Source organism: Kribbella sp. NPDC056951, from assembly GCF_042674205.1.
Classification (GTDB): domain Bacteria; phylum Actinomycetota; class Actinomycetes; order Propionibacteriales; family Kribbellaceae; genus Kribbella; species Kribbella yunnanensis.
In genome coordinates this window covers 110,918-136,077 of record NZ_JBHUQZ010000003.1, presented here as the reverse complement: position 1 = coordinate 136,077, position 25,160 = coordinate 110,918, and the positions used below count along the sequence as shown (strand labels likewise).

27 protein-coding genes and 1 pseudogene are annotated in these 25,160 nt (G+C 68.2%); 12 read left to right on the top strand and 16 right to left on the bottom strand.

Annotated features, from left to right (window positions below; all coding sequences use genetic code 11):
- Nucleotides 1–765 (bottom strand): helix-turn-helix domain-containing protein, encoded by a 765-nt coding sequence (locus ACFTSF_RS13385; RefSeq protein WP_380154084.1) that lies wholly within the window; start codon nucleotides 763–765, stop codon nucleotides 1–3.
- 101 nt (nucleotides 766–866) lie between these two features.
- Between ACFTSF_RS13385 and ACFTSF_RS13380 the strand changes: the two genes are divergently transcribed.
- The 3 genes from ACFTSF_RS13380 to ACFTSF_RS13370 are packed head-to-tail and all read left to right on the top strand — an operon-like array spanning nucleotide 867 to nucleotide 2,650.
- Complete coding sequence (locus tag ACFTSF_RS13380) at nucleotides 867–1,727, top strand: phytanoyl-CoA dioxygenase family protein (protein ID WP_380154083.1); 861 nt, start codon at nucleotides 867–869, stop codon at nucleotides 1,725–1,727.
- Nucleotides 1,724–2,023: a hypothetical protein gene (locus ACFTSF_RS13375; protein ID WP_344144375.1), complete on the top strand. Its 300-nt coding sequence runs from the start codon at nucleotides 1,724–1,726 to the stop codon at nucleotides 2,021–2,023. The genes ACFTSF_RS13380 and ACFTSF_RS13375 overlap by 4 nt, the downstream gene beginning before the upstream one ends.
- Nucleotides 2,024–2,071: 48 nt before the next feature.
- The gene (locus tag ACFTSF_RS13370; RefSeq protein ID WP_380154082.1) at nucleotides 2,072–2,650 is read left to right on the top strand and encodes a hypothetical protein; all 579 of its coding nucleotides are present in this window, start codon (nucleotides 2,072–2,074) and stop codon (nucleotides 2,648–2,650) included.
- On the opposite strand, the gene ACFTSF_RS13365 is transcribed toward ACFTSF_RS13370, so the two are convergent.
- Both ACFTSF_RS13365 and ACFTSF_RS13360 read right to left on the bottom strand, forming a co-directional pair.
- Nucleotides 2,647–3,654: a lactonase family protein gene (locus tag ACFTSF_RS13365; protein ID WP_380154081.1), complete on the bottom strand. Its 1,008-nt coding sequence runs from the start codon at nucleotides 3,652–3,654 to the stop codon at nucleotides 2,647–2,649. The two genes, ACFTSF_RS13370 and ACFTSF_RS13365, sit on opposite strands and share 4 nt — an antisense overlap.
- A gap of 17 nt (nucleotides 3,655–3,671) precedes the next feature.
- On the bottom strand, nucleotides 3,672–4,223 hold the full coding sequence (locus ACFTSF_RS13360) for a GNAT family N-acetyltransferase (protein ID WP_380154080.1): 552 nt from the start codon (nucleotides 4,221–4,223) through the stop codon (nucleotides 3,672–3,674).
- A gap of 29 nt (nucleotides 4,224–4,252) precedes the next feature.
- Here ACFTSF_RS13360 and ACFTSF_RS13355 point away from each other — a divergent pair, with 29 nt between their 5' ends.
- Nucleotides 4,253–5,095 carry an arylamine N-acetyltransferase gene (locus ACFTSF_RS13355; RefSeq protein ID WP_380154079.1) on the top strand — a complete coding sequence of 281 codons (843 nt, stop codon included), beginning with the start codon at nucleotides 4,253–4,255 and terminating at the stop codon, nucleotides 5,093–5,095.
- Here ACFTSF_RS13355 and ACFTSF_RS13350 read toward each other — a convergent pair.
- From ACFTSF_RS13350 to ACFTSF_RS13310, 9 genes and pseudogenes are all read right to left on the bottom strand, one after another.
- The gene (locus ACFTSF_RS13350; RefSeq protein ID WP_380154078.1) at nucleotides 5,092–5,631 is read right to left on the bottom strand and encodes a DUF1707 domain-containing protein; all 540 of its coding nucleotides are present in this window, start codon (nucleotides 5,629–5,631) and stop codon (nucleotides 5,092–5,094) included. The two genes, ACFTSF_RS13355 and ACFTSF_RS13350, sit on opposite strands and share 4 nt — an antisense overlap.
- Nucleotides 5,632–5,651: 20 nt before the next feature.
- Nucleotides 5,652–7,103, bottom strand: coding sequence for an NADH-quinone oxidoreductase subunit N (locus ACFTSF_RS13345; protein WP_380154077.1), 1,452 nt, complete (start codon nucleotides 7,101–7,103; stop codon nucleotides 5,652–5,654).
- On the bottom strand, nucleotides 7,100–8,665 hold the full coding sequence (locus ACFTSF_RS13340) for a NuoM family protein (RefSeq protein ID WP_380154076.1): 1,566 nt from the start codon (nucleotides 8,663–8,665) through the stop codon (nucleotides 7,100–7,102). The genes ACFTSF_RS13345 and ACFTSF_RS13340 overlap by 4 nt, the downstream gene beginning before the upstream one ends.
- Nucleotides 8,662–10,428: an NADH-quinone oxidoreductase subunit L gene (locus tag ACFTSF_RS13335; protein WP_380154075.1), complete on the bottom strand. Its 1,767-nt coding sequence runs from the start codon at nucleotides 10,426–10,428 to the stop codon at nucleotides 8,662–8,664. Before ACFTSF_RS13335 ends, ACFTSF_RS13340 begins: the two co-directional genes overlap by 4 nt.
- Nucleotides 10,425–10,748, bottom strand: coding sequence for an NADH-quinone oxidoreductase subunit NuoK (gene nuoK / locus ACFTSF_RS13330; RefSeq protein ID WP_132407902.1), 324 nt, complete (start codon nucleotides 10,746–10,748; stop codon nucleotides 10,425–10,427). Before nuoK ends, ACFTSF_RS13335 begins: the two co-directional genes overlap by 4 nt.
- 1 nt (nucleotide 10,749) lies before the next feature.
- Nucleotides 10,750–11,244 carry an NADH-quinone oxidoreductase subunit J gene (locus tag ACFTSF_RS13325; protein ID WP_380154074.1) on the bottom strand — a complete coding sequence of 165 codons (495 nt, stop codon included), beginning with the start codon at nucleotides 11,242–11,244 and terminating at the stop codon, nucleotides 10,750–10,752.
- Between the two features lie 137 nt (nucleotides 11,245–11,381).
- Nucleotides 11,382–11,597: pseudogene (locus tag ACFTSF_RS13320) on the bottom strand (4Fe-4S binding protein); the annotation flags it as partial.
- A 173-nt stretch (nucleotides 11,598–11,770) separates the two neighbouring features.
- A complete protein-coding gene (locus tag ACFTSF_RS13315) occupies nucleotides 11,771–12,556 on the bottom strand; it encodes a methylenetetrahydrofolate reductase (protein WP_380154073.1) in 786 nt (261 codons plus the stop codon).
- Between the two features lie 118 nt (nucleotides 12,557–12,674).
- The gene (locus tag ACFTSF_RS13310) at nucleotides 12,675–13,019 is read right to left on the bottom strand and encodes a YciI family protein (protein ID WP_380154072.1); all 345 of its coding nucleotides are present in this window, start codon (nucleotides 13,017–13,019) and stop codon (nucleotides 12,675–12,677) included.
- Nucleotides 13,020–13,124: 105 nt separating this feature from the next.
- Here ACFTSF_RS13310 and ACFTSF_RS13305 point away from each other — a divergent pair, with 105 nt between their 5' ends.
- Nucleotides 13,125–13,604 carry a SigE family RNA polymerase sigma factor gene (locus tag ACFTSF_RS13305; RefSeq protein WP_380154071.1) on the top strand — a complete coding sequence of 160 codons (480 nt, stop codon included), beginning with the start codon at nucleotides 13,125–13,127 and terminating at the stop codon, nucleotides 13,602–13,604.
- A complete protein-coding gene (locus ACFTSF_RS13300) occupies nucleotides 13,601–14,671 on the top strand; it encodes a hypothetical protein (RefSeq protein WP_380154070.1) in 1,071 nt (356 codons plus the stop codon). The genes ACFTSF_RS13305 and ACFTSF_RS13300 overlap by 4 nt, the downstream gene beginning before the upstream one ends.
- Here ACFTSF_RS13300 and ACFTSF_RS13295 read toward each other — a convergent pair whose 3' ends face one another.
- Nucleotides 14,672–16,183 carry an alkaline phosphatase family protein gene (locus ACFTSF_RS13295; protein WP_380154069.1) on the bottom strand — a complete coding sequence of 504 codons (1,512 nt, stop codon included), beginning with the start codon at nucleotides 16,181–16,183 and terminating at the stop codon, nucleotides 14,672–14,674.
- A gap of 154 nt (nucleotides 16,184–16,337) precedes the next feature.
- Between ACFTSF_RS13295 and ACFTSF_RS13290 the strand changes: the two genes are divergently transcribed.
- On the top strand, nucleotides 16,338–17,243 hold the full coding sequence (locus tag ACFTSF_RS13290; RefSeq protein ID WP_344144327.1) for an AraC family transcriptional regulator: 906 nt from the start codon (nucleotides 16,338–16,340) through the stop codon (nucleotides 17,241–17,243).
- A gap of 70 nt (nucleotides 17,244–17,313) precedes the next feature.
- Here the strand turns inward: ACFTSF_RS13290 and ACFTSF_RS13285 are convergent, their stop codons facing one another.
- Both ACFTSF_RS13285 and ACFTSF_RS13280 read right to left on the bottom strand, forming a co-directional pair.
- Entirely contained in the window at nucleotides 17,314–18,492 is a 1,179-nt protein-coding gene (locus ACFTSF_RS13285) for a sensor histidine kinase (RefSeq protein WP_380154068.1), read from the bottom strand.
- Between the two features lie 14 nt (nucleotides 18,493–18,506).
- On the bottom strand, nucleotides 18,507–19,163 hold the full coding sequence (locus tag ACFTSF_RS13280) for a response regulator transcription factor (RefSeq protein ID WP_344145573.1): 657 nt from the start codon (nucleotides 19,161–19,163) through the stop codon (nucleotides 18,507–18,509).
- A gap of 111 nt (nucleotides 19,164–19,274) precedes the next feature.
- Between ACFTSF_RS13280 and ACFTSF_RS13275 the strand changes: the two genes are divergently transcribed.
- From ACFTSF_RS13275 to ACFTSF_RS13260, 4 genes are read left to right on the top strand one after another with little or no spacing between them, the layout of a single operon-like run.
- Nucleotides 19,275–19,790, top strand: a complete 516-nt coding sequence (locus ACFTSF_RS13275; protein ID WP_344144324.1) for a hypothetical protein — start codon at nucleotides 19,275–19,277, stop codon at nucleotides 19,788–19,790.
- Complete coding sequence (locus tag ACFTSF_RS13270) at nucleotides 19,763–20,842, top strand: peptidoglycan-binding protein (RefSeq protein ID WP_380154067.1); 1,080 nt, start codon at nucleotides 19,763–19,765, stop codon at nucleotides 20,840–20,842. Before ACFTSF_RS13275 ends, ACFTSF_RS13270 begins: the two co-directional genes overlap by 28 nt.
- A complete protein-coding gene (locus ACFTSF_RS13265) occupies nucleotides 20,839–21,501 on the top strand; it encodes an ABC transporter ATP-binding protein (protein ID WP_380154066.1) in 663 nt (220 codons plus the stop codon). The genes ACFTSF_RS13270 and ACFTSF_RS13265 overlap by 4 nt, the downstream gene beginning before the upstream one ends.
- A complete protein-coding gene (locus ACFTSF_RS13260; protein WP_380154065.1) occupies nucleotides 21,498–22,718 on the top strand; it encodes an ABC transporter permease in 1,221 nt (406 codons plus the stop codon). The genes ACFTSF_RS13265 and ACFTSF_RS13260 overlap by 4 nt, the downstream gene beginning before the upstream one ends.
- A gap of 118 nt (nucleotides 22,719–22,836) precedes the next feature.
- Here ACFTSF_RS13260 and ACFTSF_RS13255 read toward each other — a convergent pair whose 3' ends face one another.
- Nucleotides 22,837–23,784 (bottom strand): complex I subunit 1 family protein, encoded by a 948-nt coding sequence (locus ACFTSF_RS13255; protein ID WP_344144311.1) that lies wholly within the window; start codon nucleotides 23,782–23,784, stop codon nucleotides 22,837–22,839.
- Nucleotides 23,785–23,846: 62 nt separating this feature from the next.
- Between ACFTSF_RS13255 and ACFTSF_RS13250 the strand changes: the two genes are divergently transcribed.
- Nucleotides 23,847–24,656, top strand: a complete 810-nt coding sequence (locus tag ACFTSF_RS13250; protein WP_380154064.1) for an SDR family oxidoreductase — start codon at nucleotides 23,847–23,849, stop codon at nucleotides 24,654–24,656.
- The last annotated feature ends 504 nt before the right edge of the window (nucleotides 24,657–25,160 follow it).

Here is a 25,160-nt window from a genome sequence, read left to right as displayed (position 1 = left end):
CTAGGCCGTCGTACGGATGGAGCGCGGGGACGCTCCGAGTTCTCGGTGGCAGGCCTTGTTGAAGGCTTGGAGGTCGGGGATGCCTACGGAGGCGGCTACGGCGGGGATGGAGAGGGTGGAGGAGACGAGCAGGTGCCTGGCTCGGGTCATGCGGCGGCGGCGAAGGTAGCCGATGACCGTGGAGCCGGTTTCGGCTTGGAAGAGGCGGGTTAGGTGATTGTGGGAGACGCCGGCGAGGCGGGCTACGGCGGCGACTGTGATGGGGCGGGCGAGGTTGGCTTCGATGTAGGCGGTGGCGGTGGCTACTGCGGGGTGGCGGGGGTCGCCTTCGGGGGTGGCGGCGGCTAGGTCGGCGACGCGCCAGAGGACTGTCCAGACCTCGGCGGCTACGCGGGCTGAGCCGGAGGGCGAGGCCTCGATCGCTGACCGCAGCAGACCGGTCAGCAGCGGCGCGGTGTCACCAGCATCCTGTACGACGGGCAGGTACGACGGCTCGCCCACATCAGACGGGCGGAAGTGGGCGTAGAGGTGTTCGGAGCGACCGCGGTAGTCGAACTGGACCAGCGCCCCGGCCGGGGTGAGCGACACGTAGCCGGGGGCCACGGCGTACGTCGTACCGGCGACTGTCAGGTCGCAGGAGTAGGTGTAGAGGTGCAGCTGCCAGAGGTCGGGGAGCTGGAAGACGTCGCGCAGCCGCCGGGTGCCGTGGATTCCGGATCCGACGTTGACGACCTCCGGCGGCGTAGCCAGTGGTAGCGCGATCATGGTGAAAAATTACCACCAGTGGTGATCACAACCCACGCGCAAGCACGAAGAATCGATCTAGCGTTGTGGAGTAGTAACCACCACCCCCGAGAGGGAGAACCATGCCCCATCCGCATCGCAAGAACCTCCTCAGCTCGGTTCAGATGGCGCATTTCGTCGCAACCGGCGCGCTCCGGATGGACGCCGTCGTGCCCGACGAGATGAACCGGCAGGCGATCGAGGTCCTCGACAACGGCATCCTCGGCGTCCCCTACGGCACTCCGCTGTCGGAGGCGTTCGTGGACAGCGAATTCGTCCAGCGGCTGGTGCAGCTGCCCGAGGTGGCCGGGGCGATCCACAGCCTGGTCGGCCCGGAGCCGACGGTCGACCACCACGCCGTGCACATCCGCAAGGCGAACGAGGGTGAGGCGCAGAACCTGCACGGTGACGCGATCATCGACGTCCGCCCGGACGCGTTCGACGTACAGCTCATGTACTACCCGCAGGACGTCACGCTGGAGATGGGCGGCACGCTCAGCGTCCCCGGCAGCCACCTGCGCCGTACCAACGAGTCCGACACCGGCCGCTACCAGAACCTGCTCGGTCAGACCCGTCTGGTCTGCCCGGCCGGCACCGTCCAGTTCCTGCACCACGGGATCTGGCACGGCGGCCGCAAGAACGACAGTGCGATCGACCGGTACATGTTCAAGATCCGCTTCAACCCGACCGTGCGTCAGGTCCGGCTGTGGAACCTCGAGGACCTGTACGACGACGAGGTGGCGCGCGAGCTGAGCCAGTCGTTCCCGTGGTACGAGAACGCGACCGGCCGGCTCGAGATCTACAACCGGGTGAAGCTGTGGCAGGCCATCACCGGTGACGACACCTTCGACCCGGACTACTGGGTCACCCGGGTGTCGAACCGCCCGCAGCGCGTGGTCTCCCAGCGCAGCGTCAACCCCCACGCCAAGAAGGTGATCGCATGACCGCAGCCGTTGAATCGCCGCAGCAGACCGTCCGCCAGCAGGTGCTGGTGCTGTACCTGGCCTCGTCCGCACTGGATGCGCGTGTCGTCGGCTGGTCGACGTACGACGGGACGGGTGCGACGTCGCCGACCACCGGGGACAGCGACGTACCGCCGTATGCGAACGGGCTGGAGGCGTTGAAGGACGGCTGGCGGTTGTTCCAGGCCGCGCAGTTGCTGCCGCCGCAGCCGGGACACGAGTACGACGTCTCGTTCCTGAAGCACGAGTTCTTCTTCGAAAAGCTCGTCACTGTTTGACGCACTGATAATCCACACTGCGCCATGGCATCAGTAGCATCTGGTGCCATGGCTCAGTCGTATCCGCCCCCGCAGCTCGGCGCACCGATCAAGCGCAGCCGGGGGCCGGTGGTGTTGTTCGTGCTGCTCGTGGTGGTGCTGATCGCGGCTGTCGCGGGGATCGTCGTGATCGTGCTCAAGCGAGTGAACGAGGAGCCTCCACCCGCGAAGCCGGCTGCGGCGAACACGCTGCAGTTCCGGCGAGTGGTGAAGCTCGAGCCGAACGCGTGCGCCAAGACGCCGACTGTCGCGAATGTGCGCTGCAGTGCGGACGGAACGAAGTACACGCTGGGGAAGGTCGAGCTGGACGGTACGCACGTCACCGACGTACAGGCGTCCGCGGACACCCAAGGCACCGGCTGGCTGGTGACGCTGACACTTGACTCCGCGGGTACCAAGACGTTCGCGACGCTGACCGGCCAACTGGTGAAGGCGAAGCCGCCGGCCAATCAGCTGGCGATCGTGGTCAACGACCGCGTAGTGTCGGCGCCGAGTGTGTCGGCGCCGATCACGGCCGGGCGGGTTCAGATCTCCGGCAACTTCACGTCCAAGCAGGCCAAGCAGCTGGTCGCGGACATCACTGGTTAGACCGGCAGGATGCAGACCGGCTTCGGCCAGTTCGTCGGGTCACCGTCTGGCGTCAGGAGGCCGTCAGCGATCCCGTACGTCGCGATGGTGTCGGAGCGCTCGTTGGCGGCGTACAGGCGGGTGCCATCCGTGCTGAAGGCCAGGTGGCGCGGCCAGTTGCCGCCCGAGTCGATGGTCTGGACGAGCTCGGCCGAGAGAGCATCCGCAGCGAGCGCGAAGACGGCGATGGTGTCGTCGCCGCGGTTGGAGCCGTAGAGGAAACGGCCGTCGGCGGAGATCAGCAGCTCGGCCGGGTAGCTCTCGCCGGGTGAGTCGGCCGGGCGGGTGGAGAGCGTCTGCACAACCTGCAGCTTGCCGCCGTCGTAGCTGCAGACGCTGAGCGTGGAGTCGAGCTCATTGATCACGTACGCCGCACTGCCATCCGGATGGAACACCAGGTGTCGCGGACCGGCGCCGGGGTGGATCCGCAGCAGGTCAACCGCTTCGAGGCGGCCTGCCGCGGTCAGCGTCGACGTGTAGACGGTGTCCGAGCCCAGGTCGACATCGAAGACGAACTCATCGAAGAACACGACCTGGTGGGCGTGCGGACCCTCCTGGCGATCGGCGTTCGGGCCAGTGCCTTCGCGCTGCAGGATCTGCGTCGCCGTACCGAGTGAGCCGTCGGCGGCGATCGGGTGGATCGCGATGGAGCCGGAGCTGTAGTTGGCCGACAGGAGGTACGCACCGGTCGGGTCGATGCCGAGGTGGCACGGGTGCAGGCCCTCGGTCGGCTGGTCATTCAGGAACTTGAGCCCGCCGTCGTCCTGGATCGCGAACGCGCTGACGCGGCCGGTCTCCTCCTCGTTGGTCGCGTACAGGAACCGTCCGTCGTCCGACCGGACCAGGAACGACGGATCGGCGGTCGCCGCCGCCACCGCGATCCCGTCCAGGGTCCCGAACCCGATCCCCTCGCCGCCTCCCGGCTGACTGGTGTAGCTCCCGACATAGATCTGCTCAGCGGTCATAGCCATACCCTGCCAGGTCAGTCAATGCCCGGCACTCCGGTGTCCAGCCCGTAGAGCGCCGAGCCCCAGCCGAGGTCCTGCACCAGTACCTGCCACCCCAGCCGCCGGTACAACCGCGGCGCCGTCCGATCGTCGGCGTACGTGGTCAGGAGCATCCGCCGATGCGGAAGCCCGTCGACGAGCGCAGTCATCAGCGCAGCCCCGATCCCCCGCCCCTGAGCCTCCGGAACGACCGCAAGCTCCACCACCTCGAAGTGCCCACCAATCCACTCTGCTGCAAGGTCGGGCGAGATCGCGGCAGCAATCCGATCCGACCACCACTGCCCAGGCCAACCGGTGAATCCGTAAGCGAAGCCCACGACCGGCCCGCCCGAGGTGTCGAGCGGCCCGGGCTGCGGCAGCCGGGCGGCGACCAGCCGGAAGTCGTCGCGTGCTGCATGGGTGGGCAGTTGCTCGGTTGCAAAGCGCACCCCGTCGGAGTGTTCCTCGCCGGCGAAGGCGGTGGCGAAGACCTCGCCTAGCTCGGTGGCGATGCCTAAAGATGCAGTTCGATCCAGGACGGCGATCACGCCCTCGATGCTGACATAACCTCGACCTCGTGGATACCGAAGCCTTCCTCCGCCGGATCGGCGTCGAGCACGAGGAGAAGCCCAGCCTGGACGGTCTGACCCGCCTGCACGAGGCGTACGTCGACCAGATCCCGTACGAGTCGGTGCAGTACCAGCTCACCCCCGGTACGCCGCTCGATCTCGAGGAGACCGCTCGGCGGATCATCGCCCGCGAGACCGGCGGCTACTGCTTCCAGCTGAACGGCGTCCTCGCGCTGCTCCTCACCAACCTCGGCTACCAGGTGACCATGCACCGCGGTGGCGTCCAGACCCCGAACCTGCCGGGCGACGTCGACGGCGGTCACCTCGTGCTGACGGTGCGCGGCCTGGTCGAGGACCCGGAGCGGGTATGGCTGGTCGACGCCGGGCTCGGCAACGGCCTGATCCATCCGACTCCGCTCGAGGTCGGCGCCTTCCACCAAGCCCCGTTCGACCTGGTCATCCGCCGTTCGGAGAAGACCACCGGCTGGCGGATGGACCACGATCCGCGCTTCGGCGTGTTCGGCATGGACTTCGAGGATGCTCCGGCGACCCTCAGCGACTTCGCCCACCGGCACGCCGAGCTGTCCGGAGATCCGCAGTCCCCGTTCCGCCGTACGGCGTCAGTCTTCCGCCGCAAGCGCGAGTCGATCGTCATCATGCGCTCGGTCAGCCGCACGGAGACGTTCGGCGACCGCGTCGACAGCAGCCTCATCGAGAACCAGGCGGACTACTTCGCGACCCTCGCGGACGAGTTCTTCCTGCCCCTCCCCCAGTACGACGGCACGCAGCGCGACCAACTGTGGCGTCGTATTTGGAAGCAGTACGAGGCCTTCGTCGCCCAATCCAATTAGCGCCGGGCGTGCCGGATCTTCAGCCGCCCGAACCCCATCGCCCCGGTGATCCGGATCGTCGGGCCACCGTGCCCGGTGGGCTGTCGCGCCTTGTAGCGCACGTCTTTCCACCCGGTCTGCAGCGCCTCGATCTCGACGATCGCGTTCCGCGGAACCGTGATCCGAGCCTTCCCAGTCCCAAGCTGCAACTCGATGTCGACCACCGGATCCTCGAAGATCGCCTGCGACAGATCAAGGTGCACCCGCCCGAACGCAGACTCGACCTTGAGCTTTCGAGGCACCTTCCACACGCCGCGCCGGTTGATCCGCCCACTCGCGGCACCGATGGCCGCCGTCGTCGCCGGGCGCTCCGCGGGGAGAGCGGTCAGCGCCACCTCGAGCTCGTTCTGCGCCTTGGCAGTCAGCACCTGGTGCAGGCGCTCATCCAGCTCCTCGTGCGTGATGAACCCACCGGTGTACGCACTCTGCAGACGCTGGACGGCGGCATTGCGGTCCTCGTCGCCGATCCGCGACGGCTCTTCCGGTGAAAGGCTCACCGGTTCACCCTAGCGGTGGATCAGGTTGCCAACGCGAACAATGTGCTGGGCAGCACCGAGACCACGACCGCGGCGGCGGTGAACAGCGAGACCATCACAACGGCCGGCGTCTCGATGTCGACCGAGAACGGGTCGTCGGCCGGCAGCAGGAACAGTTCGGCAACCCAACGCAGGTACACCGCGAGGCCGATCATCACGTTGATCGCCATCACGATCGCCAGCCAGCCGAGGTGCGCATCGATGACTGCCTGGAACGCCGCGAACTTGGTGAACAACCCGGCCAGCCCCGGCGGCAGACCCGCGAGCACGACCAGGAAGAAGATCAGCGCCACCGCGAGCCCAGGCTCCGACCGAACCATGCCGCGATAATCCGAGAGCAGCCCGCGAGGCCGATGCCGCTGCACGACCGCCACGGCACCGAAGGCGCCAAGCGTGACGACGACGTACGCCGCGAGGTAGCCGACGACCGCTTGGGCATCCCCGACCGCCAAAGGCGCGAGCAGGAAGCCGACCTGGCCGATCGACGACCACGCGAGCAGCCGCACGGCCTCTCGTTGCCGCAGGGCAGCCAGGTTCCCGACCGTCATCGTGACGGCGGCCAAGACCGCGATCACCAGCCGCAAATCGGAACCGTCCGGCGCGATCCCCGTCACCACCAGGACGAGCAGCCCGGCGACACCCGCCGACTTCGACACCACGGCCAGGAACGCGGTCACCTCGACCGGCGCGCCGACGTACGTGTCCGGAAGCCAGGCATGGAACGGTACGGCGGCGATCTTGAACGCGAACCCGACGACCACGAACAACCCGGCCGCAAAAGCGACCCGCTGCAGATTCGGATCGAGGCCGTTGAGCCGGTTCGCGATCGTGGTCAGGTACAGCGAACCAGTCACGCCGTACAGGTAGGAGATGCCGAACAGCATCACCGCGGTCGACAGCACCGAGACCAGGAACGCCTTCAGCGCCGCTTCGGAACCACGGCGGTCCCGGCGCAGCGCGACCAGCGCGAAGCTCGGCAGCGACACGACCTCGAGCCCGATCACCACCGTCGCCAGATCGCGCGCCCCGGCCAGCGTGGTCGCGCCGACCAGCGCGCTGAGCAGCAGGAAGTGGTACTCGCCGACGGGGATGTCCGCGGACAACAGCCGGTACGCCGACAGTCCGACGACCCCGAGCCCGCCGATCAGCAGCACGCCCCACAACCCCGCGGTCAACGGCTCGAACACCAGACTGCACTCGGCCGGCCCCTCGGTCACCGGCCGACAGAACGCCGGCTTGAAGTCATCGCGCTGCGCCCAGACGAAGACCAGTCCGAACAGGATCACCGCGCCGGTCAGCAAGGTGACGACGGTATGCCGGAGTTGTGCCGGCGAGCTGCGCCAGAACGCGTCGATGAGCAGTACGGCGACTGCGCCGATCGCCAGCACCAGCGGTACGGCGATGGCCTGCCAGTCTGTCCAGGTGAGCGTCACAGGTTCCCCCACTGGTGCAGAAGCAGGCTGGGCCAGACGCCGAGCAGCACGGTCAGCACGATCAGCGGCGACCAGGTGAGCAACTCGATCCGGCTCAGGTCGACCGCAAAGGCACTGGCCGGATTCTCGGCCGGGTCGCCCTGGCAGAGGTTGCGGATCAGCCGCAGGAAGTAGGCCGCCGTCAGCACGGTGCCGACTCCGGCGATCACCATGAAGACCAGGTAAGTTGCCCGCGGCAACGAGCTCGCCGGGTTGTAGGCACCCAGCAGAACCAGCATCTCGCCCCAGAACCCGGCCAGCCCGGGCAGACCGAGTGACGCCAGGCAGGCGAACGTGAGCAACGCCCCGATCCGCGGCAACCGTGCGTACAGGGCTCGGCCGATCGTGCGCAGGTCGCTGGTGTCGTGACGGTCCTTGATGGCGCCGGCCAGGAAGAACAGCAGGCCGGTGATGATGCCGTGGGCGATGTTCGCGAACAGCGCGCCCTGCATCCCGGCGTCCGAGAGCGACGCGATCCCGAGGCCGATGAAGCCCATGTGGCCGACGCTCGAGTACGCGATCAAGCGCTTCACATCGGTCTGGCCGAGGCAGGCCAACGACCCGGCGATAATCGCGACGGTCGAGAAGCCTGCCAGGTACGGCGCGATCGTCACCGTCGCGTCGGGCAGGACCGGGACCAGGATCCGGATGAGCCCATACGTCCCGAGCTTCAGCAGAACACCGGCCAGGATCACCGACCCGACCGTCGGAGCCTTCGCATGCGCGTCCGGCAACCAGATGTGCAGCGGCCACAACGGCACCTTCACCGCGAGCCCGACCGCGATCAGCAGTGCGGCAGCCAGCGGTACGCCGTGCCCGCCGAGCACCGGGGAATTCGTCAGCTGAACGAGGTCGAACGTCCCGGCCTGCCGGTAGACGAGCAGGAACCCGAGCAGCATCAACGCGGACCCGAACACCGTCATCAACACAAACGTGGTCGCGGCCCGCTTGCGCCCCGCCCGGTCGTGGTCGTCACCCCAGATGTCGATGATCAGCCACATCGGGATCAGCACGATCTCGAAGCAGACGAAGAACAGCACCAGATCCATCGCGCTGAACGCACCGATCACGCCCGCCTCGATCACCAGCAGCAACGCGATCAACGAACGCATCCGCCCGATCCGCGGAGTGATCTTCAACGAGTAGATGCAGCACAGGAACGTCAGCAGCGCGGTGAGGATGATGAGCGGCAGCGAGATGGTGTCGATGCCGATGTGGAAGCGGACGCCGAGCGGCGGGATCCACGGGATGTCCGTGACGGCACGCAGCGGCCGGAAGGTGTCACCAGGCGAAAGGCCGCCGTCTTGGCTGGTGTAGGCGAACCAGCCGCCGGCGGGCGACCAGAGCAGGACCGAGCCGACCAGGACGACGCCGGACACGACCGCGCCGTACGCCGCAGCCAGCCGATCGCCGAGCTGGATCGGGAGCGCCCAGAGCGCCAGCGCGGCGAGCAGCGGGAGGATCAGGATGCCGAGGAGGACGGCGACCTCGAAGCTGTTGTTCGCCGTCTGCACGGTGGTCATCGGGCGATCACCCCGGCCAGGATCGCGAGGGCTACGACGCCGACGACGGCGCCGGTGAGGTAGGTCTGGACGTTGCCGGTTTGCAGGAGGCGGAAGCCTTGGGACGCCAGCGTCCCGGTCCGGCCGACTGCGCGCACGTAGCCACCGATCACGTCGCGATCCCCCAGCACACTCAACTTCGACAGCCAACGCACCGGCACCACGAACAGCCCATGGTACGCCCGGTCCATCCCGAACTCACGCTCCAGCACGACCGGCCGCGGGTCCGCGCCGCGCGACCACAGCGAGTACGCCGGGAGTACGCCGAACAGCACGAGGACCGTGGAACCGAGCGCGATGACCCAGTTGAGGTGCAGACCGTCGACGTACCCGAGGGCGATCGCGGCGACCGCCAGCAGGACGAGCGGGCCGAGCATCAGCCAGGGTGCGTCCTTGAGTTTCGAGGTGTCGGGGTCTTCGAGATCCGCCATCGGGTCGTCCTGCTCGAACGCACCCATCGCCCCGGCCAGCGCCGGCGTCCGGAAGAAGACCCACAGCCAGAGCCGAGCGCAGTAGAACGCGGTGAACGCGGCAGTGAGTCCAACCGACGCCAGCACGACCCAGCCGATCGCCGAACCGTCCCCATGCGCGTGATCCCACGCCGCTTCCAGCACGGTGTCCTTGGAGAAGAACCCCGCAAACCCCGGTACGCCGGCCAGTGCCGCAAGGCCGACCGTCATCGTCACGAAGGTCACCCGGAGCGTCTTCCGCAGCTTCCCGCGTCGCGTGTACCGGCGGAGCACCACGAAGGCAGCGCTGCCGACCTGATGCAGCAGCACGCCGGCGCAGAGGAACAGCAGAGCCTTGAACGCTGCATGCGTGACCAGGTGGAAGAGCGCGGCGTGCCGCCCTTCCCGGGTTCCCAGTGACAGGGCCGAGAACATGATCGCGAGCTGGCTGACCGTCGACCAGGCCAGCACCCGCTTGACCTCGACCGCGTTCATCGCGCAGAGCGCGGCGAACAGCATGGTCACGCAGGCGATCACCGCGAGCACGGTCATCGTGGTCGCCGAGGCCGAGAAAACGTCGTACAGGCGGGCGATCAGGAAGACACCGGCAGCCACCATGGTCGCCGCGTGGATCAGTGCACTGACCGGGCTCGGACCGGGCATCGCGTCCGGAAGCCAGGTCTGCAACGGCACCTGAGCCGACTTGCCGACGACACCGACCAGGAGCAGTAGGGTGCCGGCGGTCAGGACACCGGGCGAGATCTGCGCCGGATCGAGCTCGGAGATCCGGAAGGTGCCCGCACCGACGCCGAGAACGAAGATGCCGAACAGGAAACCGACATCGGCGAGCCGGGTCATCAGGAACGCCTTGACGGCGCCGGAGCGGGCGTCGCGACGCTCCCAGTAGTGGCTGATCAGCAGGTACGAGCAGGCGCCCATCACCTCCCATCCGATCAGCAGCAGGAACAGGCTGTCCGCGACGACCACCGTCGCCATCGCGGCGGTGAAGAGCGTGACAAGAGCGTGGTACGACGCCGCGCGCTGGTGCAGGTAGCCGAGCGAGTAGACCTGCACGCAGGTCGCCACGACCCCGACCACCGCGAGCAGCAGCACGGTCAGATCGTCGGTGCGGACCGCGAACCCGATGGTCAGGTCGCCGATCTGCGAGTTCAGGAACGAGGCTTGGCCGGGATCGGCGCCGTACAGGAGACCGGCGATCAGCAGCAGGAGCAGCGAGAAGCCGACACCGGCCACCCTCCAGACAGTCGCGATCACGTCGGCGACTCCTCGTGCTCGACCAGGTCGCGGGCGGCGTCCGCGTCGACGTGACCGTGGCCGCGGAACAGCAGCAGCACGATCGCCAGTCCCAGCCCGATCTCGGCCGCGGCCAGCGTGATCACGAAAACCGCGAGGGTCTGACCGGTGGCCAGGCCATCGAGGTGCCACGCGTCGAACGCGACCAGGTTGAGGTTGACCGCGTTGAGCATCAGCTCGAGCGACATCAGGATGGTGACCGCGTTGCGGCGGGCCAGGACGCCGTACACGCCGAGGCAGAACAGGACGACCGCCAGCAGCAGCGGGAGGACCAGCGGCATCTCAGTCCTCCTTCTTCCGCTGGGACAACGCGATCGCTCCGATCAGCGCGGCCAGCAGCAGCACCGACAGGATCTCGAACGGGAGCACCCAGGTCTGGAAGATCGACGTACCGACAGCGTTTGCGGACCCGGCTGGAACGGTACCGATCTTTTGGTTGCCGAAGGCAAATACCACGCCGGAACCGAGCAACAGCGCGAGGACGACCGCGACGGCGGCCGCGAACGGGCTGCGGGCGGTGGTCAGATTGGGGAGCGGATTCGTCGGGGCCTTGGTGAGCATCAGGGCGAACAGGACTAGTACGACGATCGCGCCGACGTACACGAGGATCTGGACGAGGGCGACGAACTCGGCATGCAGGGCGCCGAAACATCCGGCGACTGCGCCGAGCGTGACGACCAGCCAGAGGGCCGCGTGCACGATCCGGCGCGAGGTCACGACCATCACGGCGGAGGCCACTGCCACCGCACCGGCGACAGCGAAGAGAGCAGTCGTCACGCCTCGCCCTCCGCGGCGGTTACGGTCGGGCCCGGGTCGATCGGCTGTGGGGCCGGGACGGTCCACATCCAGTCCCGCAGGCGGTCCTTCTCGTGCGTGAGGTTGCGGAGCTCGGTCTCGGCGTACTCGAACTCGGGAGACCAGAACAACGCGTCGAACGGGCAGGCCTCGATGCAGATCCCGCAGTACATGCACAGGCTGAAGTCGATCGCGAACCGATCCAGCACGTTCCGGCTACGCTCCCGCGCCTGCTCCCCCACCGACGGCGCCGTCTCCGTGTGCGAGTCGATGTAGATGCACCAGCTCGGGCACTCGCGCGCACAGAGCATGCAGGAGGTGCAGTTCTCCTCCATCAACGCGATCACACCCCGCGACCGCGGCGGGAGCTCCGGCTGGACGTCCGGATACTGCTCCGTGACGGACCGACGGCCCAAGGTCTTCGCGGTGACCTTCAGCCCATCGATCAGACCTCTCCCCGGTACAGCCACGCTCCACCTCCCCGTCGAACTCCTGTATTAGCAGGACACTAGTCGGTTCCGCGCCGATCTGGTGCGACCAGCTCCCTTTCCAGGCGGGCCGCAACCTGACGGTAACGGCTCACCGGTATCAGGTGAACGCCGTCGAAGGCACCCGAGTCACGGATGCGGAGGATCTGTTCGCAGGCGTGGTCGACGCCGGCCTCGCGATCCTGGTCGACCGCTTTGATCAGGCTGTCGGGGATGGTGAGCTGTGGGAGGGCAGCCAGGTTGCGGGCCATCGTCGGGCTGGCGAGGACCATCACGCCGGCGTAGACGGGGATGTTCAGGTCGACGGATTCGCGCCAGCGGAGGAGCTCGTCGACGTCGTAACTGATCTGCACGAACAAGAAGTCGGCCTCGGCCTTCCACCGCGGGACCGGGCGCAGGCGAGTGGTCGCGCCGACCTGGAAGGGCTTGAGACCCGGGTACGACGTCTCGCGGGTCTGCTCGATCATTGCGCGGACTGTGAGTTGGCTGGTGCGGGCGCCCTCGGCCGGGTCGTCGCCGTGGACGAAGAGGAACTGCTCGACGCCGTACGCCGCCGCCGTGAGCAGGTCACGCCGGAAGCCGAGCAGGTTGCGGTCGCGCGAGTTCAAGCAGGCGATCCCGCGCGACCCCATCGCCTGCACCTCATTAGCCACCGCAACGCTCGAGACGGTCGCCCGCCCGATGTGGTTGTCCGGGATGAGGAACGCGTCCGCGATCGGGCTCATCACCCCGATCTGGTGCCGCACCTTCTTGAGCTCAGGCCGCGTCGGCGGCTCCACTTCACAAATCAACTCAAATCCCGGCATACCGCCGACCCTACTGATGTGGTCGGGGGCGCCATGCGGAGTTTCAGGGGGCGGTCAGCTCCCGAGCAGATCCGGCACGGGCGGAGGGCGTTCTCGGCCCGGGGCACCTCGGCGACGGTCAGCCTTGGGCGGGCCGCACCTCGATCGCGAGGGGCTCGAGGACCTCGGCTACCTTGCGTGCCCAGTGGAGGGCGGCGTCCAGGTCGTCGGCTTCGATGACTGTGAAACCGCCTAGGTGTTCCTTGCCCTCGATGTAGGGGCCGTCGGTGACCAGGACGTCGCCGCTGGATGCCTTCAGGACGGTTGCGGTTTCCGGCGGGTGGAGGCCGACTGCGAACACCCAGGCGCCCGCCGCCTGCATCTCCTCGTTGACCGCCTGCAGCTCGCGCATGATCTTCTCGAGCACCTCCGGCTCGGGCACGGGTCCGTCGGGCTGGTAAATGCTCAGCAAGTACTGCGTCATCATGACCTCCTGGTTCCTAGTCTCACCCCTGCAACGAACCAGCTGAGCCCAGATCGACAGCATGCAACCTCCGGAGTGGCCCAGGTACTCGGGGAGGGTGTGGGAATGACACGGGACCGGGCGGAGTTCGAGGACTTCGTCGCGGCTAGATACGGGCAGCTGCTGCGGACGGCGTACCTGCTGACCCAGGACCGGGCGCTGGCCGAGGACCTGGTGCAGACGACGCTGGCCAAGTGCTGGCTGGCGTGGGCCCGGATCGAGGAGCCGGGGGCGTATGTGCACCGGACGATGCTGAACACCTACTCCGCCTGGTGGCGCCGCCGCTGGAACGGCGAGTACCCGACCGACGAACTCCCCCACGACCCGCAGTACGACGGCGAACCCGCGGTCGACCTGGGCAGCGCGTTGAGGCGACTCCCCCGGCGGATGCGGGCGGTCGTCGTACTGCGGTTCTACGAGGACCTCTCGGAGGCGGAGACCGCGCGGGTGCTCGGCTGTTCGGTCGGCACCGTCAAGAGCCAGACCAGCCGGGCGCTGGCGAAACTCCGCATCGATCCCCGTCTCGTCTCCCTGGAGCAGTCATGAGCCTCGACGAACTTCGGCGCCACCTCAGCGACCAGGCGGCCGAGATCGACCTCACCACCCCGGTCCCGCTCACCGAGGTACACCACCGGGCAACCCAGGTACGGCGCCGCCGGATCGCGACCGGGGTGGTCTGGGCAGCGGCCTGCGTGGTTACGGTCGCTGTCGTGCTCACCGGTACGCCGGTCCTCGATCGCAGCGAACCGGCGACGACCCCGACTCCCCTGCCGACGCGGGTCACGGCGTCCCCGACCGACGGCATGCCGACCAGCCCGGTCAAGCCGGCCAAGGGCGACTACGTCGTCAAAGGCGTCAACTACCAGGCCACGGTTGCCGGCGCCGAACTGCAGGTGGCCCGGGTCGGCGATCGGCCACTGTCGTTCTCTTGGACCCCGACCGACACGAAGGTCGACTTCCGGATCTTCTGCACGATCCCCGGCAACGGGGCGGCGAGCGGCATGGGCGCCGTCGTACTGCGGCTCGGCGGCAAGGTCATCACGACCAGGCCCTGCGACAACGTGTCCGATCCGCTGCCGGGTGAGCGGTTCGGCGCCGATCCGAGCCAGGACCTGGGCGTGCGCGTCGGCCGGACGGTCCAGCTGACTGCAACGGTTGTCGACGGCAACGGTCGTGAGGTGAAGTCGCCCGGCCTTCTGCTGGGTGCCGCCGTCTACACCCGCGCCGAGATCCGCGCCTTCGGTCCCCCGTACAACTACGTCGAACTCCCGGTCTTCGCCCAGTTCCACGGTCGCCAGTACCGCCTGGACGAGGGCATGGCCACTCCCACGTCCACCGATCAGCGCAACTCGAACATCGAGATCCAGGGCCCCGCCTTCGAGCCGTACCTCGCCGTCTTCGGCGTCGAAGGCAGCGGGCGGGCACACACGCTCGAACTCGCAGGCACGCCAGGCGGCCGGACCTACGAGTTCACCCCAGCCGACGGCCCGGCCTCCGGTCTCCACCTCGCCCCGGTCCCCGCCCAAGCCGCCGGCCCGGTCATCATCCGCCAGGTTGGGCGGCTGGTGACCTCCGGAGAACTGTTCCTCGCCCTCTATCGAGAGGTTGAGTGACTAGCGACTGACCTTGGGGTTGTCGATGGCCCAGTACCAGTCGTTGTCGCCGTTGGTGAGGGACCAGGTGAGCTTGAGGGTGCGGGCGCCGGCGGGGACGGGGATGGTGAGGCGCTCCTGTTTGGCGATGGCGTCGGCGGTGTAGGTGAGGACCGGCTTGGGGGCCGCGTTGTCGAAGGTGGCGAGCACGGTCGCGGTCTCGTTGCCGCTCTTCAGGTAGTGCGAGGAGAAGGTGACGGTCGCGGTCGCGGCGCCGGTGACGTCGTACGCCGGCGACGACAGCTTGCTGTTGAAGAGCCCGCTGCGCGACTTATCGGACCACTCATCCGAGTCGGCAACCGCGAAGACACCACGAGCCCGCACATTGCCTTCACGCGACTGGTCAGGAGCGGCGCGGGTCCAGAAGTCGTCCGTGGTGAACGACCAGCCCTGCCATTCGCGCACACCACCGGTACCGAGGCCAGCGTTGTCGATCGTCCATCCCGCCGGCGTGGAGTGCGTCCAGCCCTTCACATCAGCCGGTACGCCGGTCTCGTCCAGTCGCGGCTGCAGTGAGCCGACGAGCGAGTCGAACGGATCCGCAGGCGGTGTCGCGAGACCGTCGATATCGGGCGCAACCACGCCGAACCGGCTCAGCACGATGGCCGCGATATCCACGTTCTTCGGGGCGACCGCCGGCGTACCAGGCGTCGTACCGGGGCCGTTGCGGATGATGAACGACGACCGCTCCGCGACCGAGCTGCCGCCGTGACCGCCGGATTCGGTGTGGCCGTGGTCGGAGGTGACCAGGATCGTCCAGTCCTCGTTCGAGTACGTCGGCCGCGCGCGGACCGCGCTCAGCAGCGTCGCGATGTGCTTGTCGGTCTGCTCGGTGGCCTTCCGGTAGCAGGCACCGGCGGCACCACAGCTGTGTCCGGCGATGTCGACGTCCCCGAAGTACACGAAGGACGCGTCAGGGCCGGTGTCCTTCAGATAGGCCGCGGCGTCGGTCGCGATCTTGGCGTCGGCGGCCGCCCAGCCGAGGGCGTCGCCGTCGAGCGTCACCTTCTTCTGGATCTCGTCGCTGAAGATCGCCTGCCCGGCGCTGTTGGTGGTCAGCGGCGTCCAGTCGGCGATCGCGTACGTCGACAGTTCGGGGCGGGCGCGCTCGATCCGGGTCAGGAAGTCCGGGTACTGGGTCAGGTTCGAACCCGTCCCCCAGTTGTTGCTCTTGACCTTGTGCTTGTCCGGCCAGACGCCGGTCGCGTTGGTCGCCCACCCCGGTCCCGAGACGGTCGGGGCGAACGGCGAGGCGTACAAGGAGGTCTTGGCGGCCGAGCCGGTACTGATCAGGCTCTTCATGGCCGGGGTGTTGAAGGCCTGGATCTTGGTCAGCATCGCACCGTCGATGCCGATCACCAGCACCTTCTGCGTACGGGCGGACGGGGCGTCGGCAACGCCGAACGCGGAGGTGGCGAGCAGGCTGGTGGCGGCGACGATACCGAGAGCGGTGATTGCGAGGGGGCGGTTCACGGGCTCCTCCGAAGCATGGTTGATTGGTCCGGACCAATGCCATCAGGGATGAGCCGAGAGATCAACGGCTCGGCAGTGGCGCCCAGGTGAATCTCAGAAGACAGTGAGCAAAAGCGGTCAAGACCGGCAGGCCGCGGATCGGCAGGATCTAGGTATGGATCTGTTCGTGGCGTTGGTGGATGTGGTCGGCGAGAGCATGGACGACGTGTCCGCGTCCGGGGCCGAGCTGGCTCGGCGGTTGCACCTGTCGCGGTTCCACTGCGACCGGATCGCGACGGCGGTGGCGGGCGAGACCCCGATCGCTCTGCGACGACGGCTGCTGCTGGAACGAGCGGCGTACCAGCTGGCCGGTACTGACCGCGGCATTCTCGATATCGCGGTCGATGCCGGGTTCGGGTCGCACGAGGCGTTCACGCGGGCGTTCTCCCGGTCCTACGGGACGACGCCGAAACAGTGGCGCCGACAGCCGACGCACCCGTTCTTCCTCGACGCACCGAGCGGGGTCCATTTCCATCCACCGGCGGGTCTCCGCCTGCCGGCCCGACGAAAGGTCACCAGCATGGACATCGTCACCGGTCTCGCCGACCACCACGTGAGTCTGCTCGGCGAACTGATCGACCGCGCCCGCGACATCTCCCCCGAGGTCCTCGACGGCCCGATCCCCGCACCCGATCTGGACGAGCCGCCGATCACGCCGAGGCGGATGCTGGACCGGATGGTCTGGCAACTCGAGATGTGGCTCGCGGCCGTCGCCGCCGAACCGTTCGAGTTCCCCGAGAGCGGTCGGGCCGTGTCCCTGGGCCAGCTCCGCGATCGCTACGACGTGGCCGGACCGCGCTTCCTCGAACTCGTCCGCCGGGTCAGCGCCGAGAACACCTTCGACGAAACCTTCGTCGACTCGACCTGCGCTCCGCCCAAGGTGTCCAGCTACGGGAGCATGATTGCGCACGTGCTCACGTTCGCCGCCGTACGCCGGACGCTCGTCGTCGACGCGTTCGTCAAGGCCGGCCTGACCGACCTCGGGTACGGCGACCCAGCGCCATTCCTGGCGAGGTCCTGATCCGAATGGCGGACTGGGTCGGCGTCGGCCGAGTCGCGGGCGAGCTCCCCTCGACTGCTCCGGGGCTGCTCTAGCTCGGGTCGGTTGGGAGGGTGACGGTGATCTGCAGACCGCCTGCGGGGCGGGGTATGGCGGTGACGGTTCCGCCGTGGGCTTCGGCTACGGAGCGGACGATCGACAGGCCCAGTCCGGCTCCCTTGCCACCGACCAGTCGTTCGGAACCTAGCCGGTAGAACGGCTTGAACAACGCCTCCACCTCGTACGGCGGGATCTCCGGCCCGGTGTTGGTCACCTCGACCTGCACCTGGTCGTCCGCGGTCCGCGAAATCACCCGGACCCACCTGTCGCCCTCAGGAAGGTTGTGACGGATGCCGTTCTCCACCAGGTTGTGGACGAGGCGTTCCAGCAGCAGCGCGTCACCCCGGGTCGGCGCGTCGCCGGGACCGCGGATGACCTCGACCCCGGTCGCGGCAGCCTCCGCACCGAGCTGACCGGCAACGTGGTCGACGACATCCGCAAGGTTGACCGGGTACAGCGTGGTCAACTGCTTCTCCGAGTCGGCCAGAATCAGCAGCCCGTCGATCAGCTGCTCATGCCGAGCGTTGATCGTGAGCAGGCTCTCCCCCAGTTCCCGCACATCCGCGGAGGCCGTCCGCCGATGCATAGCCACCTCAACCAGCGCCCGCCCAAGAGTGAGCGGCGTCCGTAACTCATGCGACGCGTTGGCGACGAACCGCCGCTGACCGTCGAACGAATGGTCCAGCCGCTCAACCATGGTGTCGAACGCGTCCGCCAAGTTCTTCACCTCGTCATCCGGTCCCCGCAGCGCGATCCGCTCGTGCAGCGCCGCCGGTGACGCCGCAATGCGTCGCGCCGTGTCCGTGACCCGGTGCAGCGGCGCCAGCACCCGCCCGGCGACCAGCCACCCGAACCCGGCCGCCAGCGCGCCAACCGCAACCAATGCGATGCTCCCCTGGGTTACAAGCGACTTGGTAGCCGCCCGCCGCACCTGCTCACGCTGCTCCCGCATCGCCTGCTCAGCAGCCGCACCGGTGATCACAGCGCCGTCCTTGGTCGTCGTGAACACCTGGTTCGGCAGCGGCGCCTGCCCTCCCGGTGGCGGGGTGAGATAGGTCCCCTGCACGATCACTCGGTACTGCTGCCCGAAATTGTTGCTGAACAGCACATACGTCAGCCCGAGCAGCAGTGCGCCGGCCGCCAGGAACAGGCCGCCGTACAGGAGAGTCAACCGCCCCCGCAGCGTCAGGGGATGCGGTAGCCAACGCCGGTGACGGTCTCCACCAGTCCGGGTTCGCCCAGCTTCCGGCGCAGCTTGAGGATGGTCAGCCGCACCACTCCGGTGAACGGATCCACGTGCTCGTCCCATGCCTTCTCCAGCAGTTGTTCGGCCGACACAGTCGCACCGTCGGCTCTGAGGAGCTCCGCGAGTACGGCGAACTCCTTCTTGGACAGCGGGACATAGCGACCGTCCCGGAACACCTCGTGCCGCGCCGGATCCAGCGTGACGCCTGCACGCCGCAGTACCGGTGGATCGGCCGGATGACTCCGCCTACCCAGCGCCAGCACCCGTGCGGCCAGCTCAGCGAACGCGAACGGCTTGGTCAGGTAGTCGTCCGCACCGAGCCCCAGCCCGAAGACCCGGTCCGTGACCGCAGCCGCCGCAGTCAGCATCAGCACCCGAGTCATCGACCCGGACGCCACCACCTGCCGGCACACCTCATCACCGTGTACGACGGGGATGTCGCGGTCCAGCACCAGTACGTCGTACTCGTTCGTGGTCAGCCGTTCGAGCGCGGCGGCGCCGTCTCCCGCCACGTCGACCGCATGCGAGTCGTCGCGCAACCACTCCGCGATCGCTGCTGCCAGCAGCGGCTCGTCCTCGACCACCAGTACGCGCACAGTCCCCATGATCCCCGACGACCAGGTTTCCTCCGCGTTATCGCTCTCGGAAACAGCCGGGAAACGGCCTGCCGCGAAAGCTGTCGACATCACCGAACACGAGGAGATGTCATGCGCAAGACCACCCTGGCCACCGCGGCGCTGGCGGCCGTCGTACTGATGCTGACTGGTTGTGGAGGGAACGCACCGGACACGCAGGTCGCGTCCGGCTCCGGCGCCCAGTCGCAGGCCACCGCACCGACCAGTGCGCCGCCCAGCCTGAGCCGGGACGAGATGGCGGTCAAGTTCACCCAGTGCCTGCGGGAGAACGGGCTGGACGTACCGGACCCGGAGCCTGGCAAGGGACCGTTGCTGAAGTTCGGCCCGGAGTCGGGCGTCTCCCGGGAGCAGGTCGACAAGGCCATGGAGGCGTGCCGGCAGTACAACCCGCAGGCCGACAGCGCGCCGGATCCGCAGCAGGAGGAGAACGGGCGCAAGTACGCCGAGTGCATGCGGAAGAACGGCGTGGAGAAGTTCCCGGACCCGAAGCCGGGTCAGCGCGGCGTCATGATCGGCCCGGAGGTCGGTGACGACCCCGACTTCCAGAAGGCACAGGACGCGTGCCAGAGCATCCTGGCGGCGCGCTGATGCGCAGAGTGCTGACCGCTGTGGTCGTCCTGGCCGCCGGCGGAGCGATGAGCGCGTTCCTGGTGAACCGGGGCGACACCAGCCAGGCTGCGAACCAGACCGCGCAGCCGCTGCCGGTCAACACCACTAAGGTCACTCAGCAGACGCTCAAGGACACCGAGACCGAAGACGGCGAGCTCGGCTTCGGTACGACGGCCACTGCGGTCAACCGGGTCGCCGGAACGATCACCAGCCTGCCTGACAGCGGTCAGGAGCTCCGGCGCGGCAACACCGTCTACAGCGTCGACAACAAGCCAACCACGTTGCTGTACGGCGCACTGCCGTCGTACCGGCGGTTGGCGACCGGGAGCGAGGGACCGGACGTCCGGCAGCTCGAGCAGAACCTGCTGGCGATGGGTTACGACGGTTTCACCGTTGATGACGAGTACACCGCCAACACGGCCGAGGCTGTCGAGGAGTGGCAGGAGGACCTCGGCCTGGACGAGACCGGGGTGGTGGAACTCGGGGCTGTGCTCTTCGCGCCTGCCCACATCCGGGTCGACAGTGTGCAGGCCGAGGAAGGCGCACCACTCGGTCCGAATCAGCCGGTGCTCACCTACACCGGTACCCGGAAGGCCGTCACGGTTCAACTGGACGCTGCAGACCAGCGGCTCGCGAAGCCACAGTCGAAGGTCGACCTCACCTTGCCGGACGGAAAGTCCGTACCGGGCAAGGTGGAGAAGGTGTCGACGGTGATCATCCCGGCCGCGAGCCCGGACAAGGATCCGGAGACCAAGGTCGAGGTGATCGTTGCCATCGACAACCAAAAGGCGGTCGCGGCCTGGGCACTCGCCTCCGTCGACGTCACCTTCACCGCCTCGGAACGCAAGAACGTACTGACCGTCCCGATCGCCGCGCTGGTCGCCCTGCGCGAAGGCGGCTTCGGCGTCGAGGTCACCGACGGTACGTCGTCCCGGTACGTGCCGGTGAAGGCCGGCCTGTTCGCGAGCGGTCAGGTCGAGATCAGCGGTGCCGGGATCAAGACCGGGACCGTAGTCGGGATCCCGAAATGATCGAGTTGAGCAAGGTGACCAAGGTGTACCCGGGCGGGGTGACCGCCCTCGGCGGAGTCAGCCTGCGGATCGACCGCGGCGAACTGGTCGCGATCGTCGGCCCGTCCGGTTCCGGCAAGTCGACGATGCTGAACGTCCTCGGCACCCTCGACCGGCCGAGCTCCGGCACGGTCCGGATCGATCAGTACGACGTCGCGCGACTCTCCGACTCGGGTCTGTCCGCGTTGCGGGCGACCCGGATCGGGTTCGTGTTCCAGCAGTTCCACCTGGCGTCCGGCCGCCGTGCCCTGGACAACGTGGCCGACGGTCTTCTCTACTCGGGCCTCCGATCATCGGTACGACGCAAGCGGGCCGCGACCGCGTTGGAACGGGTCGGCCTCGCCCACCGGATGGACCACGAACCCCATGAGCTATCCGGTGGCGAGCGACAACGCGTCGCCGTGGCACGAGCGGTCGCGGGCGAACCCGCCGTACTGCTGGCTGATGAGCCGACCGGAGCGCTGGACTCCGCGTCCGGTGCCGGCGTGATGGAGCTCCTGCGCGACCTGCACGCAAGCGGCACCACGGTCGTCGTCATCACCCACGACCGAGACATCGCCGCCGCCCTGCCACGCCAGGTCCGAATGCGCGACGGCCTAATCCTGGAGGAGGCGACATGAGCCGTGCGGGACGGGGAGTGAGCGAGTTGCGGCCGGCGGGGCTGGGGGTGCGCGACGTCGTACGGGTTGGTGCGGTCGGATTGCGCACCCGGCCGATGCGGGCGTTCTTGTCTGCGTTGGGGATTGCGATCGGGATCGCCGCGATGATCGCGGTGGTCGGCATCTCGTCGTCCTCGCGCGCCGAGCTCGACGGCCAACTCGATGCCCTAGGCACCAATCTGCTCACGGTCGCGCCGGGAACCCGGCTGACCGGCGAGCAGGCTCAGCTGCCACTCACCGCGGAGGAGATGGTCGGCCGGATCGCACCCGTCCGGGCCGAGTCGGCGGTCGGGACGGTCGACGGCGCGTCGGTGTACCGGAGCAACAAGATCCCGGCCATCGAGACGAACGGCATCATCGCGTACGCCGCCCGGACGAATCTGCTCGACACGATCGGCGCAACGCTTCGCAGCGGCAAGTGGCTCGACGCCGCGACCGGCCGCTATCCGGCGACCGTGCTCGGCGCCGGCGCGGCCGAGCGACTCGGGATCACTCGTGCAGGACCGGAAGTCCAGGTGCTGATCGGCAACACCTGGTTCACCGTGCTCGGCATCCTCGAACCGGCCGCGCTGGCCCCCGAACTGGACGCTGCCGCGTTGATGGGCTGGCCGGCCGCCGCCAGTTCGCTGGCCTTCGACGGACACGCAACCACGATCTACACCCGCTCGGACGACGCCCAGGTCGAGGCGGTCCGATCGGTGCTCGGGGCAACGGCCAACCCGGAGGCCCCGAACGAGGTCGAGGTGTCCCGCCCGTCCGACGCACTCGCGGCCAAACAGGCCGCCGGTCAGGCCTTCACCGGTCTACTACTCGGCCTCGGCGCGGTCGCACTCCTGGTCGGCGGTGTCGGCGTCGCCAACATCATGGTGATCTCGGTCCTGGAACGCCGCGCCGAAATCGGCCTCCGCCGCTCACTCGGCGCAACCCGCGGGCAGATCCGCACCCAGTTCCTCACCGAGTCCCTACTGCTTTCCGCGCTCGGCGGGATCGGCGGGGCGCTCCTCGGATCCGCGGTCACGGCCGCCTACGCGTCGTACCAGAACTGGCTGACAGTCATCCCACCCTGGGCCCTAGCCGGCGGAGTAGCCGCCACCCTGGTCATCGGCGGCCTGGCCGGTCTCTACCCGGCGATCCGCGCAGCCCGCCTCTCCCCCACCGAAGCCCTCGCCACTCCCTGAGTGACGCTAAGAACAGGAGGTAGTCGTATACGTAGACAGCGGCGCCCGCGAGGCCGAGCCGCGCGAGCGCCGCCGCATACCCATACGTCCTGTCGCTAGCGCCACAGATGGTCGGGCGCTAGGTCAGGACTACGCCGATGCCGGTGATCGCGAGCTGGGCCAGCGCCACCGGTACCAGGACCTGCCAGGCGAGCTTCTGGAGTTGGTCGGCGCGCATGCGGGGGAACGAGACGCGGACCCAGATCACCACGAAGGCGACCACGGCGGTCTTCAGAATGGTCCAGATCCAGCCGATCGAATCGGGGCCGGGGCCGGACCAGCCGCCCAGGAACAGTACGGCGGTGAGGGCCGAGAGGATGACGATGCCGGCGTACTCGGCAAGCAGGAAGAGGGCGAACCGGAGGCCGGTGTACTCGGTGTACGGACCGAAGATGACCTCGGAGTCGGCGACCGGCATGTCGAAGGGCGGGCGCTGGAGCTCGGCCAGGCCGGCGATGAAGAAGACGACCATGCCGGGAAGCTGCCAGAGCAACCACCACGGGTTCCAGGCGTCGGCGATCCCGGTCAGACTCAGCGAACCGGCGGCGACGGCGACACTCGCCGCGGACAGCACGAACGGAAGCTCGTAGCTCATCAGCTGGGCCGCGACCCGCAGACCGCCGAGCAGGCTGTACTTGTTCCCGCTCGCCCACCCCGCCATCAGCGAACCGAGCACTCCGACACTCATCACCGCAAGCACGAAGAACAGCCCGGACTCCAGATCCGCGCCGACAATGCCCGGCGCGATCGGGATCGCCGCGAGCGCGGCCATGTACGGCAGGATCGCGACAAACGGCGCCCACTCGAACACCCGCCGATCCGCGGCCGCCGGAACCACGCTCTCCTTCTGGACGAACTTCACCCCGTCCGCCACCAACTGCGCCCAGCCGTGGAAAGCCCCGGCGTACATCGGCCCGAGCCGTGACTGCATGTGCGCCATCACCTTGTGCTCGGCCTGACCGACCACCAGCGGCGCCACCAGGAAGGCGACGATCACGCCGACCACCCGCACCACGAACTCCAGCATGCCCGCCACCCTATCGACTCCCGCTTGACCTGAACCACCGTTGAGGTCCGAAGGTGGGCGTCATGAGCACAGTTCTGGTCATCGGAGCCACCGGCCGTACCGGCCGCCACATCGTCACCGGCCTCCGCGCCGCAGGCGTCACAGTCCGCGCCTTGGTCCGTACGCCGGACCTCGCGGATCTACCCGCGGACGTCGAACTGGTGGCCGGTGATCTGCAAGACCCAGCCGCCGTACGACGGGCCGCAGTCGGGGCGGATGCCGCCTTCCTGCTGTGGCCGTGGTTCTCGTCGGAAGGTGCTGCGGCCGTTGTTGCGGAGCTGCCGCGGCGGGTCGTGTACCTGTCCACGCTGGGTGGGGGTGGGTTCTGGGGCGAAATCGAGGAGCTGCTGAAGGATCGGGACTGGACCTTCGTGCGGCCGAGCGGGTTCGCCGTGAACACGCTCGCGTGGGCCGAGCAGATCCGGGCCGGCGCCGTACAACTCCCGTATCCGAAGGCTGCGCGGTCGCTGATCCACGAGCGCGATATCGCGGCGGTCGCCGTACTGGCTTTGTTGGGTGAGCACCACATCGGGGAGATCTATGAGCTGACCGGGCCCGAAGCCATCACCCAGGAAGACCAGGTCGCCACGATCGCTGGTGTCATCGGCCGGCCGATCCGGGTCGAAGCGTTGACCGATTCTGCGGCTCGCGACGCGATGCTCGCCCAAGGCGCCGACCCTTTGCTGGCCGACAGCGCAGTCACCTACTGGGCATCACTCGTCTCCTCCCCTGAACCCGTCACCACAACAGTCGCCACGTTGACCGGCCGCCCCGCGTTGACCTTCGCCGCCTGGGCGCGCGAGCACGCCGCCGACTTTCCTGCCGATCGCTAGCCCGCCGCCTTCGGGGCACGCGCCCTCGGCGTAGCGGCGTTCCCGCCGAGCAGCCTTGGCGTCGGGAAGGACACGTAGAGGTGCGTGCCGGTCGGCGGGTGAGAGCGTTCGCACACGGGCGGATCCGCGGGCGGGGCGACTACTACGTGTTCTTAGCTACGCGGTCAGACAAGTTCTTAGGCGAGGGGAAGTTGGATCCAGCCGCCGATGTCGTGGCGGCCGGCGGCTCGCGCTGCGGTGCGTCCGCATCCACATCCGCAGGCGCTGCAGGTCCCGCGGGCGGAACCGCACCCCAAGCGCATCCGCCCCAGAGCAGCATCCGCATCCGTGGCCCCTCCGCATCCGACAACACATCCGCGGGCGGGGTGACGTCCTCGGCGGAAGCGCCTTCGCGGTTGGGGTCACATCCGTCGGCGAAGCACCATCCGCATCCGCGGCCTGCTCCGCAGGCGACACCACATCCACGGGCGGGGAGACACCGGTCGGCGGAACCGCGTTCACGGG

Bases quoted from the DNA above. Each gene is read 5' to 3' on its own strand.
- ACFTSF_RS13385 (WP_380154084.1), bottom strand. From the start codon at position 765: ATGATCGCGCTACCACTGGCTACGCCGCCGGAGGTCGTCAACGTCGGA.
- ACFTSF_RS13290 (WP_344144327.1), top strand. From the start codon at position 16,338: ATGGATCTGTTCGTGGCGTTGGTGGATGTGGTCGGCGAGAGCATGGAC.
- ACFTSF_RS13365 (WP_380154081.1), bottom strand. From the start codon at position 3,654: ATGACCGCTGAGCAGATCTATGTCGGGAGCTACACCAGTCAGCCGGGA.
- ACFTSF_RS13265 (WP_380154066.1), top strand. From the start codon at position 20,839: ATGATCGAGTTGAGCAAGGTGACCAAGGTGTACCCGGGCGGGGTGACC.
- ACFTSF_RS13375 (WP_344144375.1), top strand. From the start codon at position 1,724: ATGACCGCAGCCGTTGAATCGCCGCAGCAGACCGTCCGCCAGCAGGTG.
- ACFTSF_RS13310 (WP_380154072.1), bottom strand. From the start codon at position 13,019: ATGACGCAGTACTTGCTGAGCATTTACCAGCCCGACGGACCCGTGCCC.
- nuoK (WP_132407902.1), bottom strand. From the start codon at position 10,748: ATGCCGCTGGTCCTCCCGCTGCTGCTGGCGGTCGTCCTGTTCTGCCTC.
- ACFTSF_RS13255 (WP_344144311.1), bottom strand. From the start codon at position 23,784: ATGCTGGAGTTCGTGGTGCGGGTGGTCGGCGTGATCGTCGCCTTCCTG.
- ACFTSF_RS13260 (WP_380154065.1), top strand. From the start codon at position 21,498: ATGAGCCGTGCGGGACGGGGAGTGAGCGAGTTGCGGCCGGCGGGGCTG.
- ACFTSF_RS13305 (WP_380154071.1), top strand. From the start codon at position 13,125: ATGACACGGGACCGGGCGGAGTTCGAGGACTTCGTCGCGGCTAGATAC.
- ACFTSF_RS13250 (WP_380154064.1), top strand. From the start codon at position 23,847: ATGAGCACAGTTCTGGTCATCGGAGCCACCGGCCGTACCGGCCGCCAC.
- ACFTSF_RS13275 (WP_344144324.1), top strand. From the start codon at position 19,275: ATGCGCAAGACCACCCTGGCCACCGCGGCGCTGGCGGCCGTCGTACTG.
- ACFTSF_RS13300 (WP_380154070.1), top strand. From the start codon at position 13,601: ATGAGCCTCGACGAACTTCGGCGCCACCTCAGCGACCAGGCGGCCGAG.
- ACFTSF_RS13340 (WP_380154076.1), bottom strand. From the start codon at position 8,665: ATGACCACCGTGCAGACGGCGAACAACAGCTTCGAGGTCGCCGTCCTC.
- ACFTSF_RS13380 (WP_380154083.1), top strand. From the start codon at position 867: ATGCCCCATCCGCATCGCAAGAACCTCCTCAGCTCGGTTCAGATGGCG.
- ACFTSF_RS13315 (WP_380154073.1), bottom strand. From the start codon at position 12,556: ATGCCGGGATTTGAGTTGATTTGTGAAGTGGAGCCGCCGACGCGGCCT.
- ACFTSF_RS13370 (WP_380154082.1), top strand. From the start codon at position 2,072: ATGGCTCAGTCGTATCCGCCCCCGCAGCTCGGCGCACCGATCAAGCGC.